Origin of the sequence: Microcoleus sp. T3_B1 (genome assembly GCF_036700445.1) — a bacterium.
GTDB lineage: Bacteria > Cyanobacteriota > Cyanobacteriia > Cyanobacteriales > Microcoleaceae > Microcoleus.
This window is the reverse complement of record NZ_JAUBOX010000006.1, coordinates 50,814-70,594: the sequence shown is the minus strand read 5'-3', so window position 1 is coordinate 70,594 and position 19,781 is coordinate 50,814. Positions and strand designations below refer to the sequence as shown.

At 46.7% G+C, this 19,781-nt stretch carries 20 protein-coding genes; 9 read left to right on the top strand and 11 right to left on the bottom strand.

Annotated elements, in window-relative coordinates; genetic code table 11:
- Window positions 1-118: 118 nt before the first annotated feature.
- From QT990_RS05705 to patD, 3 genes are all read right to left on the bottom strand, one after another.
- Window positions 119-1,792, bottom strand: coding sequence for an ABC transporter ATP-binding protein (locus QT990_RS05705; protein WP_333465012.1), 1,674 nt, complete (start codon window positions 1,790-1,792; stop codon window positions 119-121).
- A 361-nt stretch (window positions 1,793-2,153) separates the two neighbouring features.
- Complete coding sequence (locus QT990_RS05700; RefSeq protein ID WP_333307402.1) at window positions 2,154-2,738, bottom strand: zf-TFIIB domain-containing protein; 585 nt, start codon at window positions 2,736-2,738, stop codon at window positions 2,154-2,156.
- A gap of 45 nt (window positions 2,739-2,783) precedes the next feature.
- Window positions 2,784-3,182, bottom strand: a complete 399-nt coding sequence (patD, locus tag QT990_RS05695) for a heterocyst frequency control protein PatD (protein ID WP_333140213.1) — start codon at window positions 3,180-3,182, stop codon at window positions 2,784-2,786.
- Window positions 3,183-3,356: 174 nt separating this feature from the next.
- Here patD and QT990_RS05690 point away from each other — a divergent pair, with 174 nt between their 5' ends.
- From QT990_RS05690 to QT990_RS05675, 4 genes are all read left to right on the top strand, one after another.
- Complete coding sequence (locus QT990_RS05690; protein ID WP_333140215.1) at window positions 3,357-3,494, top strand: hypothetical protein; 138 nt, start codon at window positions 3,357-3,359, stop codon at window positions 3,492-3,494.
- A 151-nt stretch (window positions 3,495-3,645) separates the two neighbouring features.
- Window positions 3,646-5,919 (top strand): bifunctional (p)ppGpp synthetase/guanosine-3',5'-bis(diphosphate) 3'-pyrophosphohydrolase, encoded by a 2,274-nt coding sequence (locus QT990_RS05685; protein ID WP_333409222.1) that lies wholly within the window; start codon window positions 3,646-3,648, stop codon window positions 5,917-5,919.
- Window positions 5,920-6,064: 145 nt separating this feature from the next.
- Complete coding sequence (locus QT990_RS05680) at window positions 6,065-7,258, top strand: ATP-binding protein (protein WP_333140219.1); 1,194 nt, start codon at window positions 6,065-6,067, stop codon at window positions 7,256-7,258.
- Window positions 7,255-8,259: an AAA family ATPase gene (locus QT990_RS05675; RefSeq protein ID WP_333140221.1), complete on the top strand. Its 1,005-nt coding sequence runs from the start codon at window positions 7,255-7,257 to the stop codon at window positions 8,257-8,259. Before QT990_RS05680 ends, QT990_RS05675 begins: the two co-directional genes overlap by 4 nt.
- A gap of 61 nt (window positions 8,260-8,320) precedes the next feature.
- On the opposite strand, the gene QT990_RS05670 is transcribed toward QT990_RS05675, so the two are convergent.
- Window positions 8,321-9,241, bottom strand: a complete 921-nt coding sequence (locus tag QT990_RS05670) for a glycine betaine ABC transporter substrate-binding protein (RefSeq protein WP_333140223.1) — start codon at window positions 9,239-9,241, stop codon at window positions 8,321-8,323.
- Window positions 9,242-9,419: 178 nt separating this feature from the next.
- Between QT990_RS05670 and QT990_RS05665 the strand changes: the two genes are divergently transcribed.
- Entirely contained in the window at window positions 9,420-10,787 is a 1,368-nt protein-coding gene (locus tag QT990_RS05665) for an aldehyde dehydrogenase (RefSeq protein WP_333409221.1), read from the top strand.
- 146 nt (window positions 10,788-10,933) lie between these two features.
- Here the strand turns inward: QT990_RS05665 and QT990_RS05660 are convergent, their stop codons facing one another.
- Window positions 10,934-11,128, bottom strand: a complete 195-nt coding sequence (locus tag QT990_RS05660) for a hypothetical protein (RefSeq protein WP_333140227.1) — start codon at window positions 11,126-11,128, stop codon at window positions 10,934-10,936.
- 75 nt (window positions 11,129-11,203) lie between these two features.
- Between QT990_RS05660 and QT990_RS05655 the strand changes: the two genes are divergently transcribed.
- Window positions 11,204-11,656, top strand: coding sequence for a 4a-hydroxytetrahydrobiopterin dehydratase (locus QT990_RS05655; protein WP_333140229.1), 453 nt, complete (start codon window positions 11,204-11,206; stop codon window positions 11,654-11,656).
- A 26-nt stretch (window positions 11,657-11,682) separates the two neighbouring features.
- On the opposite strand, the gene QT990_RS05650 is transcribed toward QT990_RS05655, so the two are convergent.
- A complete protein-coding gene (locus tag QT990_RS05650; RefSeq protein WP_333140230.1) occupies window positions 11,683-12,414 on the bottom strand; it encodes a response regulator transcription factor in 732 nt (243 codons plus the stop codon).
- 595 nt (window positions 12,415-13,009) lie between these two features.
- On the opposite strand from QT990_RS05650, the gene QT990_RS05645 reads away from it, so the two are divergent.
- Window positions 13,010-13,264, top strand: a complete 255-nt coding sequence (locus tag QT990_RS05645) for a DUF6761 family protein (protein ID WP_333101986.1) — start codon at window positions 13,010-13,012, stop codon at window positions 13,262-13,264.
- A 299-nt stretch (window positions 13,265-13,563) separates the two neighbouring features.
- Here QT990_RS05645 and grxD read toward each other — a convergent pair whose 3' ends face one another.
- From grxD to QT990_RS05630, 3 genes are all read right to left on the bottom strand, one after another.
- Window positions 13,564-13,887, bottom strand: a complete 324-nt coding sequence (grxD, locus tag QT990_RS05640) for a Grx4 family monothiol glutaredoxin (protein ID WP_333140233.1) — start codon at window positions 13,885-13,887, stop codon at window positions 13,564-13,566.
- Between the two features lie 201 nt (window positions 13,888-14,088).
- Window positions 14,089-14,349 carry a BolA family transcriptional regulator gene (locus QT990_RS05635; RefSeq protein ID WP_333042760.1) on the bottom strand — a complete coding sequence of 87 codons (261 nt, stop codon included), beginning with the start codon at window positions 14,347-14,349 and terminating at the stop codon, window positions 14,089-14,091.
- Window positions 14,350-14,391: 42 nt separating this feature from the next.
- Window positions 14,392-15,015 carry a hypothetical protein gene (locus QT990_RS05630; RefSeq protein ID WP_333140235.1) on the bottom strand — a complete coding sequence of 208 codons (624 nt, stop codon included), beginning with the start codon at window positions 15,013-15,015 and terminating at the stop codon, window positions 14,392-14,394.
- A 258-nt stretch (window positions 15,016-15,273) separates the two neighbouring features.
- On the opposite strand from QT990_RS05630, the gene QT990_RS05625 reads away from it, so the two are divergent.
- Together QT990_RS05625 and QT990_RS05620 are read left to right on the top strand one after the other, a co-directional pair.
- Window positions 15,274-15,741 (top strand): transcriptional regulator, encoded by a 468-nt coding sequence (locus QT990_RS05625; protein ID WP_333300261.1) that lies wholly within the window; start codon window positions 15,274-15,276, stop codon window positions 15,739-15,741.
- 285 nt (window positions 15,742-16,026) lie between these two features.
- Window positions 16,027-18,354, top strand: a complete 2,328-nt coding sequence (locus QT990_RS05620; RefSeq protein ID WP_333140238.1) for a S8 family serine peptidase — start codon at window positions 16,027-16,029, stop codon at window positions 18,352-18,354.
- A gap of 293 nt (window positions 18,355-18,647) precedes the next feature.
- Here QT990_RS05620 and QT990_RS05615 read toward each other — a convergent pair whose 3' ends face one another.
- Together QT990_RS05615 and QT990_RS05610 are read right to left on the bottom strand one after the other, a co-directional pair.
- A complete protein-coding gene (locus QT990_RS05615; RefSeq protein ID WP_333140240.1) occupies window positions 18,648-19,379 on the bottom strand; it encodes a WecB/TagA/CpsF family glycosyltransferase in 732 nt (243 codons plus the stop codon).
- A gap of 207 nt (window positions 19,380-19,586) precedes the next feature.
- Complete coding sequence (locus tag QT990_RS05610; protein WP_333038037.1) at window positions 19,587-19,724, bottom strand: hypothetical protein; 138 nt, start codon at window positions 19,722-19,724, stop codon at window positions 19,587-19,589.
- Between the last annotated feature and the right edge of the window lie 57 nt (window positions 19,725-19,781).

The following is a 19,781-nucleotide window of genomic DNA, read 5'->3' as shown; positions in this document are numbered from 1 at the left end:
TGGTGTCGGTGGAAGGATTTGAAAAGTATCCCTTAACTTTAACCAATTTAACCGGAAATTTCCGAAATCCATCTAGAAGCTCGTGACAGAAATTAGATGGCCCCAATTTTATACCTTTCTATTGAGTTCGAGCCAGTAAAGGAGCTGCTTGCAATAATTGCTGAGTATAAGGGTGCTGCGGATTAGTAAAAATATCCCTAGTCTTACCGATTTCAACAATTTTGCCAGCATTCATTACCGCAATACGATCGCAAAAAAATCTCGCCACCCACAAATCGTGCGTAATAAACAGATAAGTCAAATTAAATTCCTGCTTCAACTCCAACATCAGCTCTAAAACTTGAGTCTGCACGCTGGCATCCAGCATACTCACCGGTTCGTCGCAAATTATCAGTTGCGGCCGAGTAATCAAAGCGCGGGCGATCGAAACTCGCTGCTGTTGTCCTCCTGACAATTCCCCCGGATAGCGACGAAAGAAATCCTCCCCTGGACTTAAACCCACCCGTTCTAACATTTGGATTACTTGTTTTTTAGCTTCGCTGCCATTAGCTAATTTGTGAATAAACAAAGGGTCAGCAATACTTTGCCCGACAGTCATCATCGGATTCAGGCAAGCATGGGGGTCTTGAAAGATCATTTGCATTTCGCGGCGGTGCTTCCTCACAGCATCGCGGTTCAGGGCAGTTATATCTATTCCTTGAAATTCCACTTTGCCACCTGTCGCGGTAATTAGCTGCAAAATCGTGCGTGACAAGGTACTTTTGCCGCAGCCGGACTCCCCCACGAGCCCTAGGATTTCTCCCCGTTGTAGCTCTAAACTAACGCCATCTACGGCTTTTATTACCTGGCGATTCCTGGAAAACAACTGATCTAATAAATTGCTTTCTAAACTGTAGTGTTGCTGCAAATTGGTTACGGTCAAAAGAGGCGCATTTGTTGAGTTTGCAGTAACCGCTTCAGTCCTGATTTCCTCGAATGCTAACCCTTTGTCAGAATCGGCTTGAATGTGCAAAGCTGCTTTGAGGAGCGATCGAGTATATTCGTGCTGCGGCTTTTCAAAAACGTTTTGCACCGGCCCTGTTTCTACGACTTTACCGCCGTACATCACTGCAATGCGATCGCAATACTCAGCCACCATCGCCAAATCGTGAGAAATCAACAAAATAGCCGTTCCCCGTTCCTCACAAAGTCTGGTTAATTCCTGCAAAATCTGAGCAGCTACAGTTACGTCCAAACTTGTAGTCGGTTCGTCCGCCACAATTAATTTGGGATCGAGCAAAAGAGCCAAAGCAATTGCTACTCTTTGCCGCATTCCGCCACTAAATTCGTGGGGAAATTGCGACCAGCGAGACGCGGGAATTTTCACAGCTTCCAAAATGTCGATCGCCCGTTTCTTAGCTTGCTTGCGATCCAAATTCGGTCTGTGAGCTTGCAAAGTCTCGATGCAATGTTCTCCTACAGTCATCAAAGGATCGAGACGAGTCATCGGATCTTGAAAAATCAATGCTACAGCTTCGCCCCGAAACCGTCTCAGCCGCGAAGCATTCATATCAAACACCGACTCTCCAGCAAAACTAACTCGCCCCTCAATCAGCGTTGAATCCGGCAGCAACCGCATCGCCGCCCTTCCCAAAGTTGACTTACCGCACCCAGACTCCCCAACTAATCCGAGCTTTTCCCCCGGTTTCAGCGTCAGGGAAACCCCGTCAACGGCCCAACCAGATTGGCCTCGCCGCTGAGGATAAGCTACTCGCAGATTGTCAACGGAAAATAGAGAAGAGTCATTAGTCATTAGTCATTAGTCCTTAGTCAATCGATTTTAGATTTTAGATTTTGGATTTTAGATTAAAGAATTAAAGCATTAACCCCACGGATAAATTCGGGGGCTTGTATCCTGGACGTTTTCGGTCAGTAGTCAGTGGTCAGTGGTCAGTTGTTATTTGTTATTTAATGGTCAATATACTGGCTGTTAGTTGTTACTTCTTAGTGTTTCAGAGTTATTAGTTATGGGCAAGAGACTGCTCTGCTGTTTGTAAATACAAATAAAAATAGCTACAAACAAAGCTTTTATTAGTACATCATTCACCGAGCAACTGATAACTGACAACTGACAACTGACAACTAACAACTGACAACTGACAACCATCAACTGACTAAATTTCCTTTCGCTTCAACTCAGCTCTCCGCAGTATGTAAGTAGCGGCACAATCTGCGTGAGGATGGTCTGCTAAAACTTCCGCGAGTTCCAATACATATCCGGCGATATCCGGCCCCAGCTTCTCAGTCAGCACTTGACGTTCCCGAGAGGCGAGTTCTTGCACGCGGGCCTTAGCTTGCCAATTCGCAGAAAACATCTTGTCAATCTCGGTGTGGAATCCCAGACTTTCGAGAATGTCCCACTCGCCGTTATCGCACCAAATGCCTCCGCACAACATACAGCGCTCTATGTAAAAGGGCACTCTGCTGAAAGGAACTTTCGCCCGCGACAGATAGTGACCGTCTTCGGGACACAGCGCTGCTTTGCTGTCGTAGACAGAGGGGGTGAATTCTATGCCGAGAGTCCCTGTCGCATCAGGCTTGTCGGATTTGTTGTACCACTGGCTTTGCTCTTTTTGCCAAGCTTCGTATTCTCTGCCTGGAATCCAGATACCGTAACAGTTGGGACACCACTGCACGGACATACGACCGGCTAAGGTACCGCCATCTAAATTGGGATGTTTACATTTTGGACATTCCACCGCTTTATTTCTCCTTGCCTTATTAATTCCCTGTTAATTCAATTATTAATTCTGTATCTGGGCGGGCCCTGAAGAACCAGAATTTTTTTGCAGCAGCGCGCCACAGTAGCCAATTAGCGTGTTAAGCCGCGCGATCGCCCCAGTTTGCCTCGCCTTTGCTGTCGCTGGCTGGCGCGACGCTTGCAAAAACGTGACATCTGTCCCCAATAACCGCAGTTGCTTGTGAATTTCCGTCAAATAGGACTGCTCTGGGGGTGTTTCTGAGGCGTCTAAGTCATCGCTTTCGGCTCTCATAATTTGGTTTCCGAAAAATTGTTGCACTTTTCTGTATTCGATCGCCAGCGCGGCCCGATCCAGATTATCCTGTGCAGCAGTTCTTTGTAGTTGTTCTAGCGCTTGCTGTAATTCTTGGTAGCACTGGCGGCGGTCTTCGGACAATATCATGATTTTGTAAACAAATTTGTATTTATAATCTAAGTAGATACTTACTTAAGTTTGCTCATAGGGAGGGAAGCTGTGCGTTTTTGGAGCTATTCCCTGTTTTGTGAGAACTTTTTTTGATTTTCTGCCCTAACTCTACCCTTCTGGCTGCTGCTTTTAGTTTAGCGTTGCCGGTAAATGCCGATCGCCCGCAACCTCAACGGCTACCGCCAAAATATGCTTATTTTACCCGATTTTCCCCGATCGACAGACTGCGGCGGTGGCAGTGGTGTCACTATATTTTCCTACCTCCGAGGGGGGGCGACTCGGAATTAGATAGGTAGAGTTAACAGAAAAATCGACTATTTTTTTGAATTGCCAATTGTGGCATTCAAGTAGTTTAGTATAGCTAAACACATAATTTCGGCAATTCAACCAAAAACTGGCTTTTAACCATTTGTATTTCTAAGTTTTAAAGGTGTACCCCATGAACGCGAACACTCTGACTCCCTCTCCTTCGATCGATCCTGCTGTAGTTCCCGATTGGCTGCAAGAATGCCTGAATGCTCGATCGGAGCCTGATGGGGGCTCTAACCCGAATTGCTCGACTGACGACAGCTTAATTTGTCGGGCCTTTGAATTTGCCCGCGACTTGCACGAAGGACAATACCGCAAATCGGGAGAACCTTACATTTGCCATCCGGTAGCTGTCGCTGGAATACTCCGGTATATGGGCGGCAACAACGTCATGATTGCCGCCGGCTTCCTCCACGACATTGTTGAAGATACAGATATTACTCTCGAAGAAATAGAACAGCGGTTCGGCGCCGAAGTGCGACAGTTGGTTGAAGGTGTCACCAAGCTTTCTAAGTTTAATTTTTCCAGCAAAACAGAGCGCCTTGCGGAAAATTTCCGCCGAATGTTCCTAGCAATGGCTAAAGATATTCGCGTCATTGTGGTCAAACTGGCAGACAGGCTGCACAACATGAGGACTTTGGAGCATTTGTCCGAAGAAAAGCAACGCAGTATTGCCCTAGAAACCCGAGATATTTTTGCTCCCCTAGCAAACCGTTTGGGTATTGGCCGCTTTAAGTGGGAATTGGAAGATTTAGCGTTTAAATACCTGGAACCCGAAGCTTACCGCGAAATTCAGGAATTGGTGGCCGAGAAGCGAGCCGATCGAGAAACTCAACTCGCAGAAGTCACAGATAGTTTGCGAGAAAGGCTTGACAATTTAGGCATTAAATGCTATGAAGTTAGCGGCCGTCCCAAACATTTGTACGGGATTTACGGGAAGATGCAGCGCCGCCAAAAAGGGTTTAAGCAAGTATACGATATTGCGGCGGTGCGGATCATAGTAGAAACCAATGATGACTGTTATCGGGCTTTGGCGATCGTCCACGATTCTTTCCGCCCAATTCCCGGCCGCTTTAAAGATTATATCGGTTTACCAAAAGCCAACCGCTACCAATCTTTGCACACCGGAGTAATCGGAACCAGCGGCCGCCCCATCGAAGTGCAAATTCGCACCGTAGCAATGCACCACATTGCAGAATACGGCATTGCCGCGCACTGGAAATATAAAGAAACTGGCGGTTCTAACACAAAAGTCACCGGCGACGACGAAAAATTTACTTGGCTGCGACAACTCCTTGAATGGCAAAGCGACCTCAAAGACGATCGCGAATATTTACAAAGCATTAAGGACAACTTATTCGACGAAGATATTTACGTTTTTACTCCTAACGGAGACGTGATTGCTCTCAATAGCGGATCAACTCCCGTAGATTTTGCTTACCGCATTCACACAGAAATTGGCAATCACTGCACCGGTGCCAGAGTAAACGGGCGAATGGTAACACTAGACAAGGTTTTAAAGAACGGCGATATTGTAGAAATCTTGACCCAAAAAAATGGTCATCCGAGTTCCGACTGGCTGAATTTTGTCAAGACAAACGGAGCAAAAAACCGAATTCGCCAGTGGTTGAAGCGATCGCACAGAGATGAAAATCTCGCTCGCGGGCGGGAATTGCTGGAAAAAGAATTAGGTAAAAACGGCTTAGAATCTTTGCTGAAATCTGAACCCATGCAATCGGTGGCTCAGCGCTGCAACTACCACAGTGTCGAAGATTTAATCGCCGGTTTGGGCTATGGCGAAGTTACCCTAAATCTCGTAGTAAATCGACTGCGAGATTTAGTAAAAGTGCAGCAAAAAATTGAAGCGGCTCCTGCAGGAACCCACGAATTGCCCCAGCTAATACCTGCATCGACGGCACCGAAACCAGTACCGAGTTCGTCTCCGAGCAAATCGCCGATCGCAGGTGTAGAGGGATTGCTCTACCATTTATCCGGCTGTTGTTGTCCGATTCCTGGGGAATCAATTATTGGAGTTGTGACTCGCACCCGCGGAATTTCGATTCACCGACAAGGATGTTCAAATGTTGAGAACGTGCCTGGGGATCGCTTGGTTCCTGTGAGTTGGAATTCCAGCAACCGCAATGAATCTCGGCCCAACACTTATCCGGTTAACATTCAAATTGAAGCCCTCGATCGAGTGGGAGTTCTCAATGATGTTTTATCGCATTTGAAGGACAACCAAGTGAACGTCCGCAGCGCTCAAGTCAAAACCTACCCCGGATTGCCGGCCTTAATTGACTTGTGCATGGATATCCAGGATAAACAACAGTTCGAGCGCACTTGTATGCAAATTAAAAAGATGAGCGATATTTTGAATTTGCGGAGGCTGAGTGAAGGGAATTAGAAATTTAATTTAGCGGCTGGTGCGGGAAATTGGTAAGTAGTAATTGAAAACAAACTTTTCTCTTTAAACTCTTAACAATTCCCCAACTAGCCGCAGTCTGCTGTTACCAAGCAGTAAGAATTATTTACGAGAAATAAGTTAAAGCATGGATGACAGTCAGTTAGAAACTCTCCTCAAAGACATTGAATCCGATCGAGTAGAGCGCAAGGCCTCAATATCTGATAAAGGTAAACTCCGTCAGGCTATATGCGCTTTTGCCAACGACTTGCCAAACTACCAACAGCCAGGGGTACTATTTATAGGTGTTAATGATGATGGAAGCTGTGCCAATTTGAGCATCACCGATCAACTTTTACTAACCCTCTCGGATATGCGTTCAGATGGAAATATACTGCCTTTTCCCGCGATAACCGTGCAAAAGCGAACGCTTGCGGGATGCGAGTTAGTAGCAGTCATTGTAGAACCATCAGATGCACCCCCTGTCCGCTATGACGGGCGAATCTGGGTACGGGTGGGCCCCCGCCGCACTACTGCCACAGCCGAAGAAGAGCGCCGTCTCTCAGAAAAACGGCGTTCCAGAGATTTACCTTTTGATATTCAATCTTTGCCTTCCGGGACACTAGATGACTTAAATTTAACTTTATTTCAACAGGAATATCTACCTTCAACATTGCCTATTGACATATTAGAAGAAAATCAAAGAACCGTCGAACACCAATTAGCATCAGTAAGGTTTATTAGCACTTTACCGTCAATTCAGCCAACAAATTTAGGTATATTGGTAGTAGGAAAAGACCCCCGGCAATTGATACCTGGGGCTTATATTCAATTTTTGCGAATTGAGGGAACTGAGCTAACTGACCCCATTAAAGACCAGAAAGAAATTGCTGGGCCACTTTCTATGATGCTGAGAGTGTTAGATGAAATACTGCAATCTCATATCTCAGTAGCTTCTGATATTACCGCTCAGTCAGTGGAAATCCAGCAGCCAGATTACCCGTTAGTAGCATTGCAACAGCTTGCTAGAAATGCGCTCTTGCACCGCACCTATGAAGGGACGTATGCACCAGTAAGAATTACCTGGTTTAGCGATCGCATTGAAATTCAAAACCCCGGCGGGCCCTTTGGACAAGTTAATCGGCAAAATTTTGGTATGCCTGGAATCACTGACTACCGAAATCCAAATTTAGCAGAAGCCTTAAAAAATCTTGGTTATGTACAAAGGTTTGGAATTGGTATCGCCATAGCTCGCAATTCACTGCAAAAAAATGGCAGCCCACCACCGGAGTTTGTTGTCGAAGATGCTCATGTTTTAGTAATTATTAGGAGGCATCCGTGACAGTACCCATTATTGCTTTTTTCAATAATAAAGGTGGCGTCGGTAAAACTTCGCTAGTCTATCATTTAGCCTGGATGTATCGCAATTTAGGACTGCGGGTGCTAGCAGCAGATTTAGACCCCCAAGCCAATCTGACTGCTGCTTTTCTAGATGAAGAACGTTTAGAAGAATTGTGGGAAGGCAATAACCGACCTAACACAGTTTTTCGCTGCGTACAACCTTTAATTAGAGGAATTGGTGATATTGCTACTCCAGAAGTAGAGCAGATTGAAGAAAGATTGGGACTCTTGGTAGGAGATTTATTGCTCTCTGGATTTGAAGATGAGCTCTCAGCAGAATGGCCCGGGTGCACCGATCGCAAGGAGCGTTCTTTTCGGGTCATCTCTGCTTTTTGGCGACTCTTGCAAGAAGCAGCAACAGTTCATCAAGCTGATGTAGTTTTGACAGACATCGGCCCGAATTTAGGAGCGATTAACCGGGCCGCTTTGATTGCAGCTAACTATGTAGTAGTTCCTCTATCACCGGATTTATTCTCACTGCAAGGATTGAAAAATCTCGGCCCAACTCTCAGACGCTGGCGGCAAGAATGGCTAGAAAGATTAGAGAAAAATCCTGCCCCTGATTTAAAGCTTCCTCAAGGTCAAATGCAACCTGTTGGTTATATTGTCCTGCAACACTCGGTACGGCTAGACCGCCCAGTGAAAGCTTATCAGCGATGGATTGCACGGATTCCTAATATTTATCGGGAAGCTGTGCTCAATGAATCGGAAAATAGCACGCTTTCCATCGCTGAAGATCCTCACTGTTTAGCTTTGCTAAAACACAATCAGAGTCTGATGCCGCTTGCTCAAGAAGCCCATAAACCTATGTTCCACCTCAAACCTGCGGATGGGGCAATTGGTTCTCACGTCCAGGCCGTGCAAAGTGTTTACCTAGACTTTAAAAAGCTAGCTCATAAAATTGCTGAAACCGTAGAAATCCCAATACTTACCAATTTATAATTCCAACTTTTAAGTAAGCTGCTACGGATATAAAGTGAACTTTTAGGAGAGAAACTGCCGATTACTTTGCGCTAGGTGCGGGCTGGGAACCGCCCAACTTTTGCTGCAAAAACTCCCGCGCCACTTGTCCGGCTTCCTGCTGTTTCCCGTCAACTTGATAGTTTAGTTTACGCATATCTTCTTCGGAAATTTTCCCGCCCAATTCTGCGAACACTGGACGCAATTCCGGGTATTTTTCCAAAATTTGCGATCGCACAACCGGAACTGCTTCGTAGGGCGGGAAATAGTTCTTGTCATCTTTGAGCACTACTAAACCTAAACTTTGAATCAAACCATCCGTCGTATTACCAGCAATCACATCTACTTCTTTTTGTTGCAGCGCTTGATAAAGCAATCCTAACAGCAATTCCTTCGGTTGTTCTCGAAACTTAATCCCGTAAGTTTTAGCCAATCCGGGAAATCCATCTTCTCTCTCGTTAAATTCTGGGCCGAAACCAGCCCGGAGGTTAGGTGCAGCTTTCCCAAGTTGCGAGAGAGTTTGTAAATTGAGTTTTTTGGCATCGTCTCCCCGCACAATAATCGCAAAACTGTTATTAAATCCCAGCGGTTCCGTCCATTCTGCTTTAAACTGTTTGGGATATTCTTGTTTGAGGTAATCGAGGACTTTTTTGGGGTCAGAAATCGGTTTCTGTTTGAGCAGGTTGGCGTAAGCAGTCCCTGTGTATTCGACGTACAAGTCGATTTTACCTGCTGTTAGGGATTCATGGCAAAGCGAACCTCCGAGATTCAGTTCTCGTTCTACTTTGATATCTGTTTTAGCTTCGATGTGCTGTGCTAAAATTTCTGCGAGAATGGCTTGTTCGGTAAAGTCTTTCGAGCAGATAACAACTTGCTTTTCGGGCTTAGAGGTACATCCTGCTACTGCAAGCAAGCAAAGCAGCCAGCAGGAATAGAAAAAAAAATCGTTCTTAGATATTTTCATAAGCGAACTCCATTGTCATTTCCACAATTATTAGCTTCTAATTTATAGCATTTCTCAATGATTTGTAAAGGCCAGACCCCCGACTTGTTCAATAAGTCGAGGATCTAACACCGATCGCACTTTACCCAACTTCCGTTTTCCTGTTGTAACATTTATTTATAGACATGGAGGACAAAAAATGGTAATCAGCGTCAGCGATATTATCCAGCAGCAGCGGCAATTTTTTGCGACTGGGAAAACGAAAGATGTGGATTTTCGGATCGAACAACTGAAAAAACTTAAAAGTGCGATCGTTTCCAATCAATCACGGATTGTGGATGCTGTCAAGGCTGATTTGAACAGACCGGAGTACGAGGCTTATTTTGAAATTGCTGCGATCGCAGAAGTTAATTATGCCATCAAAAACGTTAAATCGTGGGCAAAGCCGAAAAAAGTGCCTACTTCGATCGATCAATTCCCAGCATCGGCCCGCATTTACCCAGAACCTTTGGGCGTTGTTTTAATCATCGGGCCTTGGAATTACCCATTTCAGCTAATGATATCACCCTTGGTCGGGGCGATCGCCGCCGGCAACTGCGCCATCCTCAAACCTTCAGAAATCGCCTCGCACACGTCGGCAGTTGTCGCCGACATGATTACCAAAACCTTCGATCCCGCCTATGTAGCGGCCGTCGAAGGAGGAGTCGAAATCAGCCAACAATTATTAGCCGAAAAATTCGACCACATCTTCTTTACAGGCGGCACAAAAATCGGTAGAATAGTCATGGAAGCCGCCGCCAAACACCTGACACCTGTGACATTAGAATTGGGCGGCAAAACTCCTTGCATTGTAGACTCAGATATTCAACTTGAATACACTGCTAAACGCATTGCGTGGGGCAAATTCATCAATGCCGGTCAAACTTGTATCGCTCCAGATTACCTGTTAGTTGATAAAAAAGTTAAACCCGATTTGATGCAGGCAATTAAAACAGCTATTCACGGATTTTACGGCGACGACCCGCAGAAAAGTCCCGACTATTCCCGAATTATCAATCAGCATCATTTAGGACGTTTGGCAGAGTTTATCAAAGACGGAGAAGTTGTCGTCGGCGGTCAAACAAACCCCGAAGATAAATATATTGCACCGACGGTTATCGACAAGGTTTCCTGGGATGCGCCTGTGATGAAGGATGAGATTTTCGGGCCGATTTTGCCAGTTTTGGAGTATGATGATTTCGGGGAGGCGATCGCCCAAATCAACGCCCGTCCCAAACCCCTAGCTTTGTATTTGTTCTCGAAGGATAAAGAGAAACAAGAGCGAGTTTTGCGGGAAACTTCTTCCGGCGGAGTTTGCATAAACGACACAGTTATGCAAGTCGGAGTAACAAGTTTACCTTTTGGCGGAGTTGGCGACAGCGGCATCGGCACCTATCACGGAAAAGCAAGTTTTGACACTTTTTCTCATCAAAAAAGCGTGCTGCAAAAGTCATTTTTACTTGACTTAAAATGGCGGTACGCTCCCTATCTAGGTAAGTTGGATTTGATTAAGAAAATTATCGGTTGAGCGATCGCACTTGCAGGGGCGGGTTCACTAACGTTTACAATATCAGCGAGATAGCCAAATCAACCCGCCCCTTCCTGATATTATCGGTTAAGCGATTCCACGGTGAACGATAATTTCCAGAAATTTTAAATGATTGCTCATCTGTTTTATGAACGATTTCGATCGCAATGTCTGCCTTGCACCATTCTCAAGAACAGGCTTTCCGGCCTGTTCCACAAAGAGTGAATTGGGAGCATTTCATATTTGTAAAAACACTTCTTCTTGCTCCTGACTTCTTCCTTCTGACTCTTTTCTCCTGACTCCTGACTCCTAACTCCAATTTCTAGCTTGACTGCTTTCATTGAGATGCTCCCAGTGAATTTCTTGTGGGGAGTAGGGGTTGGGCCTCCTACCCGCCCATAAAAAGCTTATTGAAAATGGTGCAAGATGTCCATCCTAAAGGACAGTTGCCGTTCAAAATAATTCAGATTAGAAATGTCTATAATATCTTTGATAATCCGATCGCTAAACAGCAATTTATGGAACCTTTAGCAAAAGAACGCTGTGCCGCCGGCAGCCCAAACTCTGCCCGCCTCACAGCTTACGAAATTGTCCAGCTAAAACCTCAAATTCCCGACTGGAATTTGATCGAAAAAAATGGCATTCCCAAAATAGAACGCACCTACGAATTCCCGGATTTCAAAAGTGCGATCGCCTTTACAAACAGCGTCGGCGAAGCAGCAGAAACTGAAGGACATCACCCCGCACTGTTAACCGAGTGGGGAAAAGTTACCGTTACTTGGTGGACTCACGAGATTTCTGGACTGCATCGCAATGACTTTATTATGGCGGCGAAAACCGATGCGATCGCCAATCAATTCCCAAAATAAAATCAGACTTATAGACCGATCGTAGTCTAAGAAAGCACCGCTCTGGGCACGGGTGAATGTTGATTGGCATTATTCAACAACTCCAGATTCAGTCGGTAGCCGACATTCCGTACAGTTTGAATCAGGCTCGGCTGTCGCGGGTCGATTTCGATTTTTTTACGCAGAGAGAGTACGTGAGTGTCGATCGTCCGGGGGTTATCAATAGCATCAGGCCAGGCCCGACGCAGCAAATCCGATCGCGACAGCGGCACTCCTCCAGCTTGAGCTAGCACGTACAGCAGGCTAAATTCCTGGGGAGTCAGCTCAATATGTTCGTCGTACAACCTGACTCGGCGCTGCACCAAATCAATTTTCAGCAGCCCGCACTCCAGCGTCGCCGGCGGTAGCATCGTGCGGTTGCGGCGCATCAGAGCTTCCACCCTGGCCATAAACTCTTGCATCCCAAAGGGTTTAGTCAGGTAATCGTCTGCCCCCGCCTTCAAACCTTCAACAATATCCGATTCCGAATTCCGCGCCGACAGCATCAAAATCAGCGACTGCTGCTGCTGTTGCAGCCAATGGCAAAATTCCAAACCGTCCCCATCCGGCAATTGGGCATCCAGAATGACTAGGGTTGGCTGGCGGCTGAAAAATATTTCCCTAGCGTGACTGATATCCGCTGACTGGTGCACCCAGTGACCGACTTGCTGTAGATGCCAGCCCAAGAGCGATCGCAGGTGCGGATTCCCTTCAACAATTGAAATACTTGCAGATTCCACAGAGGCGAGCTTCCCATATCACTAATTGCTACAAGGTTAACAGAGCTTTTGTCAAGCTTTTGTAACCATCGCTACTCAAGCATTAGCTGCGTTTAAAGCAGCGGACATATCTAGGGTACGAATTTTAAAGATTAGGTTAATTTGGCAGGGTCAGCCTGCAGAAAGGTGAAATCATTCTGGCGGTAAGCTTACAATGAAAATAAGACAGTGTAAAGCCGATCGATCCCATGCCCCAACCGCCTGCCAAAAGCGATCCCCCCGACCCAGCCCCCATTCCCAGGAGGTTGACAAATCGCGCAAGTGAAACTAGAATTCCTCCAACCGTTCGCTCGGTAGCCGGAACACTCAGCCACTTTGACCGTCAAATTCAGCCACATCCCGACTCCATTAAACGCACAGCGAATTATCTAGGTGCGCGCAAAAAGTCGAGCAACTGCATTGCAACGAGTGAAATTTTTTATGGAGGGTAGCCTGTTGAGCAGGGTAAAAAGTTTTATTTAGAAATAGCCTCAAGCTGAGCCACTCAGCATCAATCGAGGCCGTTCCTAAATCCCGCCGTCATTATACAAACCACAAAGGATTTCAAGCTCATACCATGCTACAAGACACCCAAACAATCCGGCACTACCAAAAACTCACCGACGCCCTCGTCGAAATGTGGAATAGAGGTTATCGCTTCGATGACCTGCGGCTTTACTTAGACGGCTATTTAGCAGCCCTGCGGCACTCCAACAGTTTGGAACCCTATCTGATTCACAGACTAGAGGAAGAAGCAGCCCGTTACATTCACGACCCCTCCAATTTTGCAATGCCACAGACACAGACACAGGCTGAATCAGACTACTATTAAATAGCAAATTCGGTTTGATAAACCCTTGATGATTTGGGAAGTGGGAATTGGGAATTGGGAATTGGGAATTGGGAATTGGCAATTTTAACTGGTTCCCGGCTCAGCCTCGGAACCGATGTCCACAGGCTCGGCCTCGCTTTGGGAGCCTAAAAATTCGATGCCTAGCCGACTGCATTGCGTTCCTAGGCTTTGCCTGGTAACGAATAATTAAGTAAATTAACTTAATTCAACGTAAAACGCGATTGCTGTTATTTCCCCGACTTCTTTAAGAAGTCGGGGAAATGTTTTTTCTGTCTAATTTAAGAAGCCAAAGCCACTTCTACAACTTCTTGCAATTGGCCCTTTTGATACATCTCGATCATAATATCCGAGCCACCAATAAACTCGCCGTTGATATAAACTTGGGGAATTGTCGGCCAGTTGGAATACTCTTTAACGCCTTGACGAATTTCCTGGTCTGCCAAAACATCAACAGTTTCGTAAGGCACTCCCAAAGTATTGAGAATTTGCACCACAGTATTAGAAAAACCACACTGGGGCATTAACTTATTGCCCTTCATAAACACCATGATTTTGTTTTGCTTAACCAACTCGTCAATTCTTTCATGTGCTGCTGTAGTCATGGTAGCTCCTAATATTGTTTGAAAATTTTTAAACGTTGACTGACGCAGAAATCGGGTTTTTTACGAAAATCTTTCGTTACAGCCATAGATTCCGGTTAAAAAACCCGGTTTCTTTGGTTTTTGTGCGTAAGTGCAGCAGTTGTATTTCAAGCAACTATTGACAGAAGCACAAACTTGTGATACCCAATTGCCGAGCAACAATTAAGCAACTTGACTTTTCGCTTCCCATTCTGCGGGAGTTAAGGTTTCCAAGCCCAAAGCGTGGATAGCTTCACTAGCCATTGCCTGTTTGAGAGCGCCGTAGACCATTTGGTGCTGCTGTACTCGGCTTTTTCCTTCAAAGGCTGCAGAGACGACTCTCGCCTGGTAGTGGTCACCGCCACCGGTCAAATCGTCAACTTGTATTTTAGCGTCGGGCAACCCTGCCTTAATCATTTCTGCTACTTGAGACGGTGTAACCATTGGTTTCTGTGATAAACGGCTGTAATTTAGATTTTAGTGGAACTATTTTGTCGATGAGCTCGGTTGACTGCTGGCAGGTCGGGGAAAGGGCGAATCCACAAAACCCAATTCCAGTAACTGCTGGTAAGCTTTCTTGCCCAAGTCGCGAGTTGGCTGCTGCGAGCGAATAATCTGAATCAGCAGGGGCACAGCCAGTTCCGGTTTATTTTGCGCCCGGTGTACCAACGCCAGCCGGTAGGTAGCTTCGTCGCGCATTTGGGCTGTTTCTACAGCTTTGGTGCGGTGGCTTTCGGCCAATCGGATGTCAATTCCGGCAAAACTGCTACCCAGTTGTTGGTAGAAGTTGGACAGTTGATTGAAAATTTGGCGGGATTCTTGGAGTTTTTGAGTAGCCAGTGCGTAATTCTGAGAGGAAATAGCACTGCTGGCTTCTGTCATCAAACGCTGACCTCCTGGGACGCTCAGCAGACTGCTGTCTTGCGTCAGAGGGCGAAGATTGTTGGGGTCTGTGGGGTCGTCGGCGGGCTCGACTTGGGGTTGGTTCTCTGGCCCAGAAGGTTGTTGTGCTTGGACTTGGATCGGTTGCAATAGGGTAAAAGCTGCGATCGCCCCGATCGTAATCCGGGCAGTGGAGCGAAGCCAACAAACAGTTCCAGAGTATACCATGAAATTACTTTGCGCCTGTGCGCTTTAAAAAAATATTTAGCTTGAGCCGATCTTACCATTGGCGATCGCAACCGGCTAAGTGTAAACCAAATTTGTTGAAATGTCAAAGGGTGCGATCGATTTTGGATTTTAGATTTTGGATTTTAGATTTTGGATTGAACAAGGAAATCGCGGGGGATTGGACAGATCCCGGCAATCTAGTCCGGGACGCAGAAACCGGGTTTTTTTTACCTAAATACTGCCTTTGAGACTTTAAAAATGGTGGAAAACCCGGTTTCAATGGTTTTGATGGGTAAGTCCCGATCTAATTCAACAATCGAACGCACCATGAATATGGCAATTGAAAGAACAGCTTACGGTCAACTGCTGGCTAAATCTCAGCCTAAGCCAATCCTGAACGAAGAAGATAATGATCTTGCCCTCGCAGAAGTCGATTTTCTGATGTCTAAAGAAGAATTAACAGTAGAAGAAGAAACTTTACTGAGTCTCTGGGGGCTGTTGATCGAAGAATACGAATCAAAATATTACCCAGATCCAGAAGTGACTCCCCGGGATGTTCTATTGCATTTCATCGAAGTTCGCGAACTCAAACAAGCCGATTTGGTGGGTGTGATTGGTTCCAAAGGAGTAGTCTCTGAGGTGGTTAATGGTAAACGGGCGATTAGCAAAGCCCAAGCTAAGGCGCTGGGAGAATTTTTTAATGTTAATCCTGGTGTGTTTATCTGACTGAGATGTTGCACCATTCTCGCTTAACAGGCAAGATGCCTGTTCCACAAAAGATAAATTTTCTTGTGGAACAGGCATCTTGCCTGTTCAGAAAAGGCTTATTGACAATGGTGCAAGATGTGAGTTTGAGGGATTGGCTGAATCATTGTTAATAAGCCTTTTACGGGCGGGCTAGAAGCCCAACCCTACTCCCCACAAGAAAATTCAGTCTTTGTGGAACAGGCATCCTGCCTGTTAAGCGAGAATATAGTAAGACTGGGTTAAAATTAAACAAAGGCATTTCTGATGACACAACCGATCGAACTTTCCGCAAATACCTTACAAAATTATCAAGGTATCGGAGTTCCCGATGAAAGTCTCCCACTGATTTTGCAGCGCGGCGGCGATGAATTGCTGCTGTCAAAAGCGGACGATCGCTTTACAGTCCGCCCCTCATCAACAGCATCAACCTCAAACGATTGGACTGCAACAACTGGGGCAAAATTCACCCGTCGCATCGGCCAAAGCAATCTCGAAGAATATCTCGTTGCGCCCTCTAGCCTAGAAGCAGCAATGCAAGCAGCCCGCGCCAGCGATGCCGTAGCTTTTGCCAGCCACGTCTATTGCCCCGCGAACAATCCGAGTACATTCTTTTACCTGACAGACCAAATTACAATTCAATTTGGCGAACAAGTAGACGAACAATCGCGAACTGCGATCGCCAATGCAGCAGCTTTAAAAATAGTCCGGCCAGTAGAAGGAATTCCCAACACTTTCGTCTGCGAAGTCACAAAACAAGCAACAGAAAACCCGATCAAAATTGCCAACCGCCTGACAAGATATCCAGAAGTTCTCGTAGCAGAACCCAACATTTTAGTAGAGACGCAGCAGCATTATACGCCCCGCGATCCGCTTTATCCCAAACAGTGGTATCTCAACAACAAAGGCGGCAAGGAACTTGTCGGCGGTGCTCAAATTTATGCAGAACCAGCTTGGAACATGACTCGCGGAGTTCGATCGATCGTAATTGCCATCGCCGACGATGCAGTTGACATCACCCACCCAGATTTTCAAGGCCAAGGCAAAATCGTCTCAGCCATCGATTTAAAAGAGGGCGACACTTCGCCGATGCCAGTCGCCGACTCAGACAACCACGGCACAAGTTGTGCCGGCGTCGCCGTTGCTGAAGAAAACGGCAAAGGCATTGTCGGCGTCGCCCCCGGATGCGCCCTGATGCCCATCCGTACCAGTGGTTTTCTCGATGACAATTCTGTCGAAAAAATATTTAATTGGGCGATCGAAAAAGGTGCCGCCGTCATTTCTTGCAGTTGGGGGCCTGCGGCAGTTTACTATCCCCTTTCCCTGCGGCAGAGTGCCGTTATCACCAAAGCAGCAACCCAAGGGCGGGGCGGCAGAGGCTGCGTTATTCTGTTCGCAGCGGGGAATGCCAACCGCCCAGTCAACGGTACTGTTAACGAGAAAGGCTGGCCCAACAACGTCGTGGAGGGTCAAACTAGATGGCTGGCAGGATTTGCCGTCCACCCCGACGTAATTGCCGTCAGCGCTTCCACTTCCCTCAACAAAAAAGCAGCTTACAGCAACTGGGGCACCAGCATCTCGGTTTGCGCCCCCAGCAACAACGCGCCGCCGGGAACTTGGTTGCCAGAAACCGGATATATCAGCACGCCGCCGGAGGTGACGCAGTATTTGCCCGGTTTGGGGGTGTTTACTGCCGATCGAGTGGGCGATCGGGGCTACGACTGGGGGGACTATACGGATACTTTTGGCGGTACTTCCAGCGCCACTCCAGTAGTCGCTGGCGTTGCAGGGTTGATACTTTCGGCTAACCCCCGTTTGACGGCGCGGGAAGTGCGGGGAATTCTCGAACAAACTGCTGAGAAAATTGTCGATCCCGATCCCGATCCCCAGTTGGGCAATCGCATGGGAAATTACGATCCTAACAACGGCCGCAGCGATTGGTTTGGTTACGGGAAAGTGAATGCTTTTAAAGCTGTGCAAGCTGCGGTGAGAAAGGGCGGCGGCAATCCGAATATCGGGGGTGCGGTGTTCAGTGATATTTCTGGACATTGGGCACAGAAGTTTATTGAAGCTTTGGCTGCGGCGAATATAGTTACCGGTTTTCCTGACGGTTCTTTTAGGCCTGATGAGAGTTTAAACCGTGCTCAATATGCGGCGCTGTTGGTGAGTGCGTTTAGTCCGATTCCCAGGGTGCCGGCTACAAATTTTATTGATGTTTCTGCTACTTTTTGGGCGAGAAGTGCGATCGAACGGGCAAATCGGGGGGGGTTTTTGGCGGGGTTTCCCGGCTTGAAGTTCGGCCCGAATCTGAATTTGACTAAGGCTGACGCGATCGTGTCTTTGGTTAACGGTTTGGAACTTAAGGGCGGCAATCCTGATTCTTTGAAAGTTTACACCGATCGCTCTCAAATTCCTAATTATGCTTTGAGTGCGATCGGCACAGCAACTGCTTTGAAGATTGTAGTTAATTATCCTTCCCGCGATTGGCTTTCGCCACTTCGGGACATTACCCGCGCTGAGATTTCGGTTTTGATTTACCAGACTTTGGTGGCAACTAATCGGGCAAAGGCGATCGATTCTCCTTACATTGTCTAATGGCAATAGGTTCGTATTGATTAGAATCGGCGGTTGAAACCGCTACTACACAAACAAAGTCCGCCTGCGCGGACTCAAGAAATAACAGGATTTATGTCGCTTGTAGTCGAGTCTAGAGCCCCTCGAATCCCCCTTAATAAGGAAAATTTTGACGACATTCTTGTCCCCCCCTTGTTAAGGGGGGTTAGGGGGGATCGAGAGGATTGTGACTCAATTCTTGTCCCCCCCTTGTTAAGGGGGGTTAGGGGGGATCGAGAGGATTGTGAATCAGACAGAAGATTGATGCTATTAACTTACCCTCGAAAATCCCCCAAAGCTTTCAAGGCAAATTGTGGCAAAGCTAACATTCTGCGCCACCGCCAAGGTTCTTGATAAAGCCGGTACAGCCATTCTAAATGATTGTCGCAAAACCAAGCCGGCGCGCGGGTTTTTGTTCCCGCCCAAATATCGAAACTGCCGCCAACTCCCACCCAAATCGAACCAGGGCAAAGGTGTCGGTGTTCGGCAATCCAAAATTCTTGGCGCGGCACTCCCAAGCCTACAAAAATTAGTTTGGGCTGCATTTGTTTGAGGCTTTCACGGAAGTCTTTCTCTTCATCGGCGGAAAGATAACCGTGTTGAGAAGCAATCGACAATCCGTTAACTTTTTGCTGCCAAGTTTGGGCCGCCGCAGCCGCCACTCCAGGGGAACCTCCAAAGAAAAATAGTGGTTCCGAATCAGGCAATTTTCCGGCTTGTTGCAGCAGCGATTCTGCTAATTCAATCCCCGGATAGCGCTGGGCCGGTTTGCCACGCAGCCGCAAGTACAGCACCACTCCCGAACCGTCGGGAATCACGAGTTCCGCTTTGCGGATTACATCCGCTAATGCCTGATTTTGCTCGGCTTGCATCGCCATTTCAGCATTCAAAGTCACCACATGACTTCCTAACCCTTGATGCAGGCGCTGCATCAGCCAACCTGCATAATCATCTAATATGTGAACTGGTAGTCCCAGCACTGAAAATTGCGGCTGCGATCGATCCATATTTTTTTCTTTGAGATTCCTACACACCTAGTTATTTAAATTAGCTTAGATTGGCGATCGACGCTAGACCAGTTTTGATCGCAAAAAAGCCGGTTTGTGCCACCAACAGTCTGTTAAGTCATCGTTCCGTGGCCCAGAAACCGGTTTTTTTGTAAGCGACGGGTCGCGCAAGTTCATTAGAGTTTGCCAGCCAAGTGCGATCGAGCATTAGCGTTCGATTTTTTTGACAGAGCCGTCGGCGTACCATTCCATCGGTACTAGCTCAATTTTACCATTAATTTTCACTGTAGAGTAGACAACTTTCACGAAAGGGACGCTGTTGTTATTGTGGTTTTGGGTAGACATGGCAATTACCTTTTTGTGTTTGGATAACTTGAGAAATAATCTAATCTCTGATATATT

What these genes read in the sequence shown, in the direction of transcription:
- QT990_RS05665 (WP_333409221.1), top strand. Translation starts at nt 9,420, where the DNA reads ATGGTAATCAGCGTCAGCGATATTATCCAGCAGCAGCGGCAATTTTTT.
- QT990_RS05610 (WP_333038037.1), bottom strand. Translation starts at nt 19,724, where the DNA reads ATGTCTACCCAAAACCACAATAACAACAGCGTCCCTTTCGTGAAAGTT.
- grxD (WP_333140233.1), bottom strand. Translation starts at nt 13,887, where the DNA reads ATGACTACAGCAGCACATGAAAGAATTGACGAGTTGGTTAAGCAAAAC.
- QT990_RS05670 (WP_333140223.1), bottom strand. Translation starts at nt 9,241, where the DNA reads ATGAAAATATCTAAGAACGATTTTTTTTTCTATTCCTGCTGGCTGCTT.
- QT990_RS05625 (WP_333300261.1), top strand. Translation starts at nt 15,274, where the DNA reads ATGGTGGAAAACCCGGTTTCAATGGTTTTGATGGGTAAGTCCCGATCT.
- QT990_RS05680 (WP_333140219.1), top strand. Translation starts at nt 6,065, where the DNA reads ATGGATGACAGTCAGTTAGAAACTCTCCTCAAAGACATTGAATCCGAT.
- QT990_RS05690 (WP_333140215.1), top strand. Translation starts at nt 3,357, where the DNA reads ATGCCGATCGCCCGCAACCTCAACGGCTACCGCCAAAATATGCTTATT.
- patD (WP_333140213.1), bottom strand. Translation starts at nt 3,182, where the DNA reads ATGATATTGTCCGAAGACCGCCGCCAGTGCTACCAAGAATTACAGCAA.
- QT990_RS05645 (WP_333101986.1), top strand. Translation starts at nt 13,010, where the DNA reads ATGCTACAAGACACCCAAACAATCCGGCACTACCAAAAACTCACCGAC.
- QT990_RS05655 (WP_333140229.1), top strand. Translation starts at nt 11,204, where the DNA reads ATGGTGCAAGATGTCCATCCTAAAGGACAGTTGCCGTTCAAAATAATT.
- QT990_RS05630 (WP_333140235.1), bottom strand. Translation starts at nt 15,015, where the DNA reads ATGGTATACTCTGGAACTGTTTGTTGGCTTCGCTCCACTGCCCGGATT.
- QT990_RS05620 (WP_333140238.1), top strand. Translation starts at nt 16,027, where the DNA reads ATGACACAACCGATCGAACTTTCCGCAAATACCTTACAAAATTATCAA.
- QT990_RS05660 (WP_333140227.1), bottom strand. Translation starts at nt 11,128, where the DNA reads ATGAAAGCAGTCAAGCTAGAAATTGGAGTTAGGAGTCAGGAGTCAGGA.
- QT990_RS05615 (WP_333140240.1), bottom strand. Translation starts at nt 19,379, where the DNA reads ATGGATCGATCGCAGCCGCAATTTTCAGTGCTGGGACTACCAGTTCAC.
- QT990_RS05705 (WP_333465012.1), bottom strand. Translation starts at nt 1,792, where the DNA reads ATGACTAATGACTCTTCTCTATTTTCCGTTGACAATCTGCGAGTAGCT.
- QT990_RS05635 (WP_333042760.1), bottom strand. Translation starts at nt 14,349, where the DNA reads ATGGTTACACCGTCTCAAGTAGCAGAAATGATTAAGGCAGGGTTGCCC.
- QT990_RS05685 (WP_333409222.1), top strand. Translation starts at nt 3,646, where the DNA reads ATGAACGCGAACACTCTGACTCCCTCTCCTTCGATCGATCCTGCTGTA.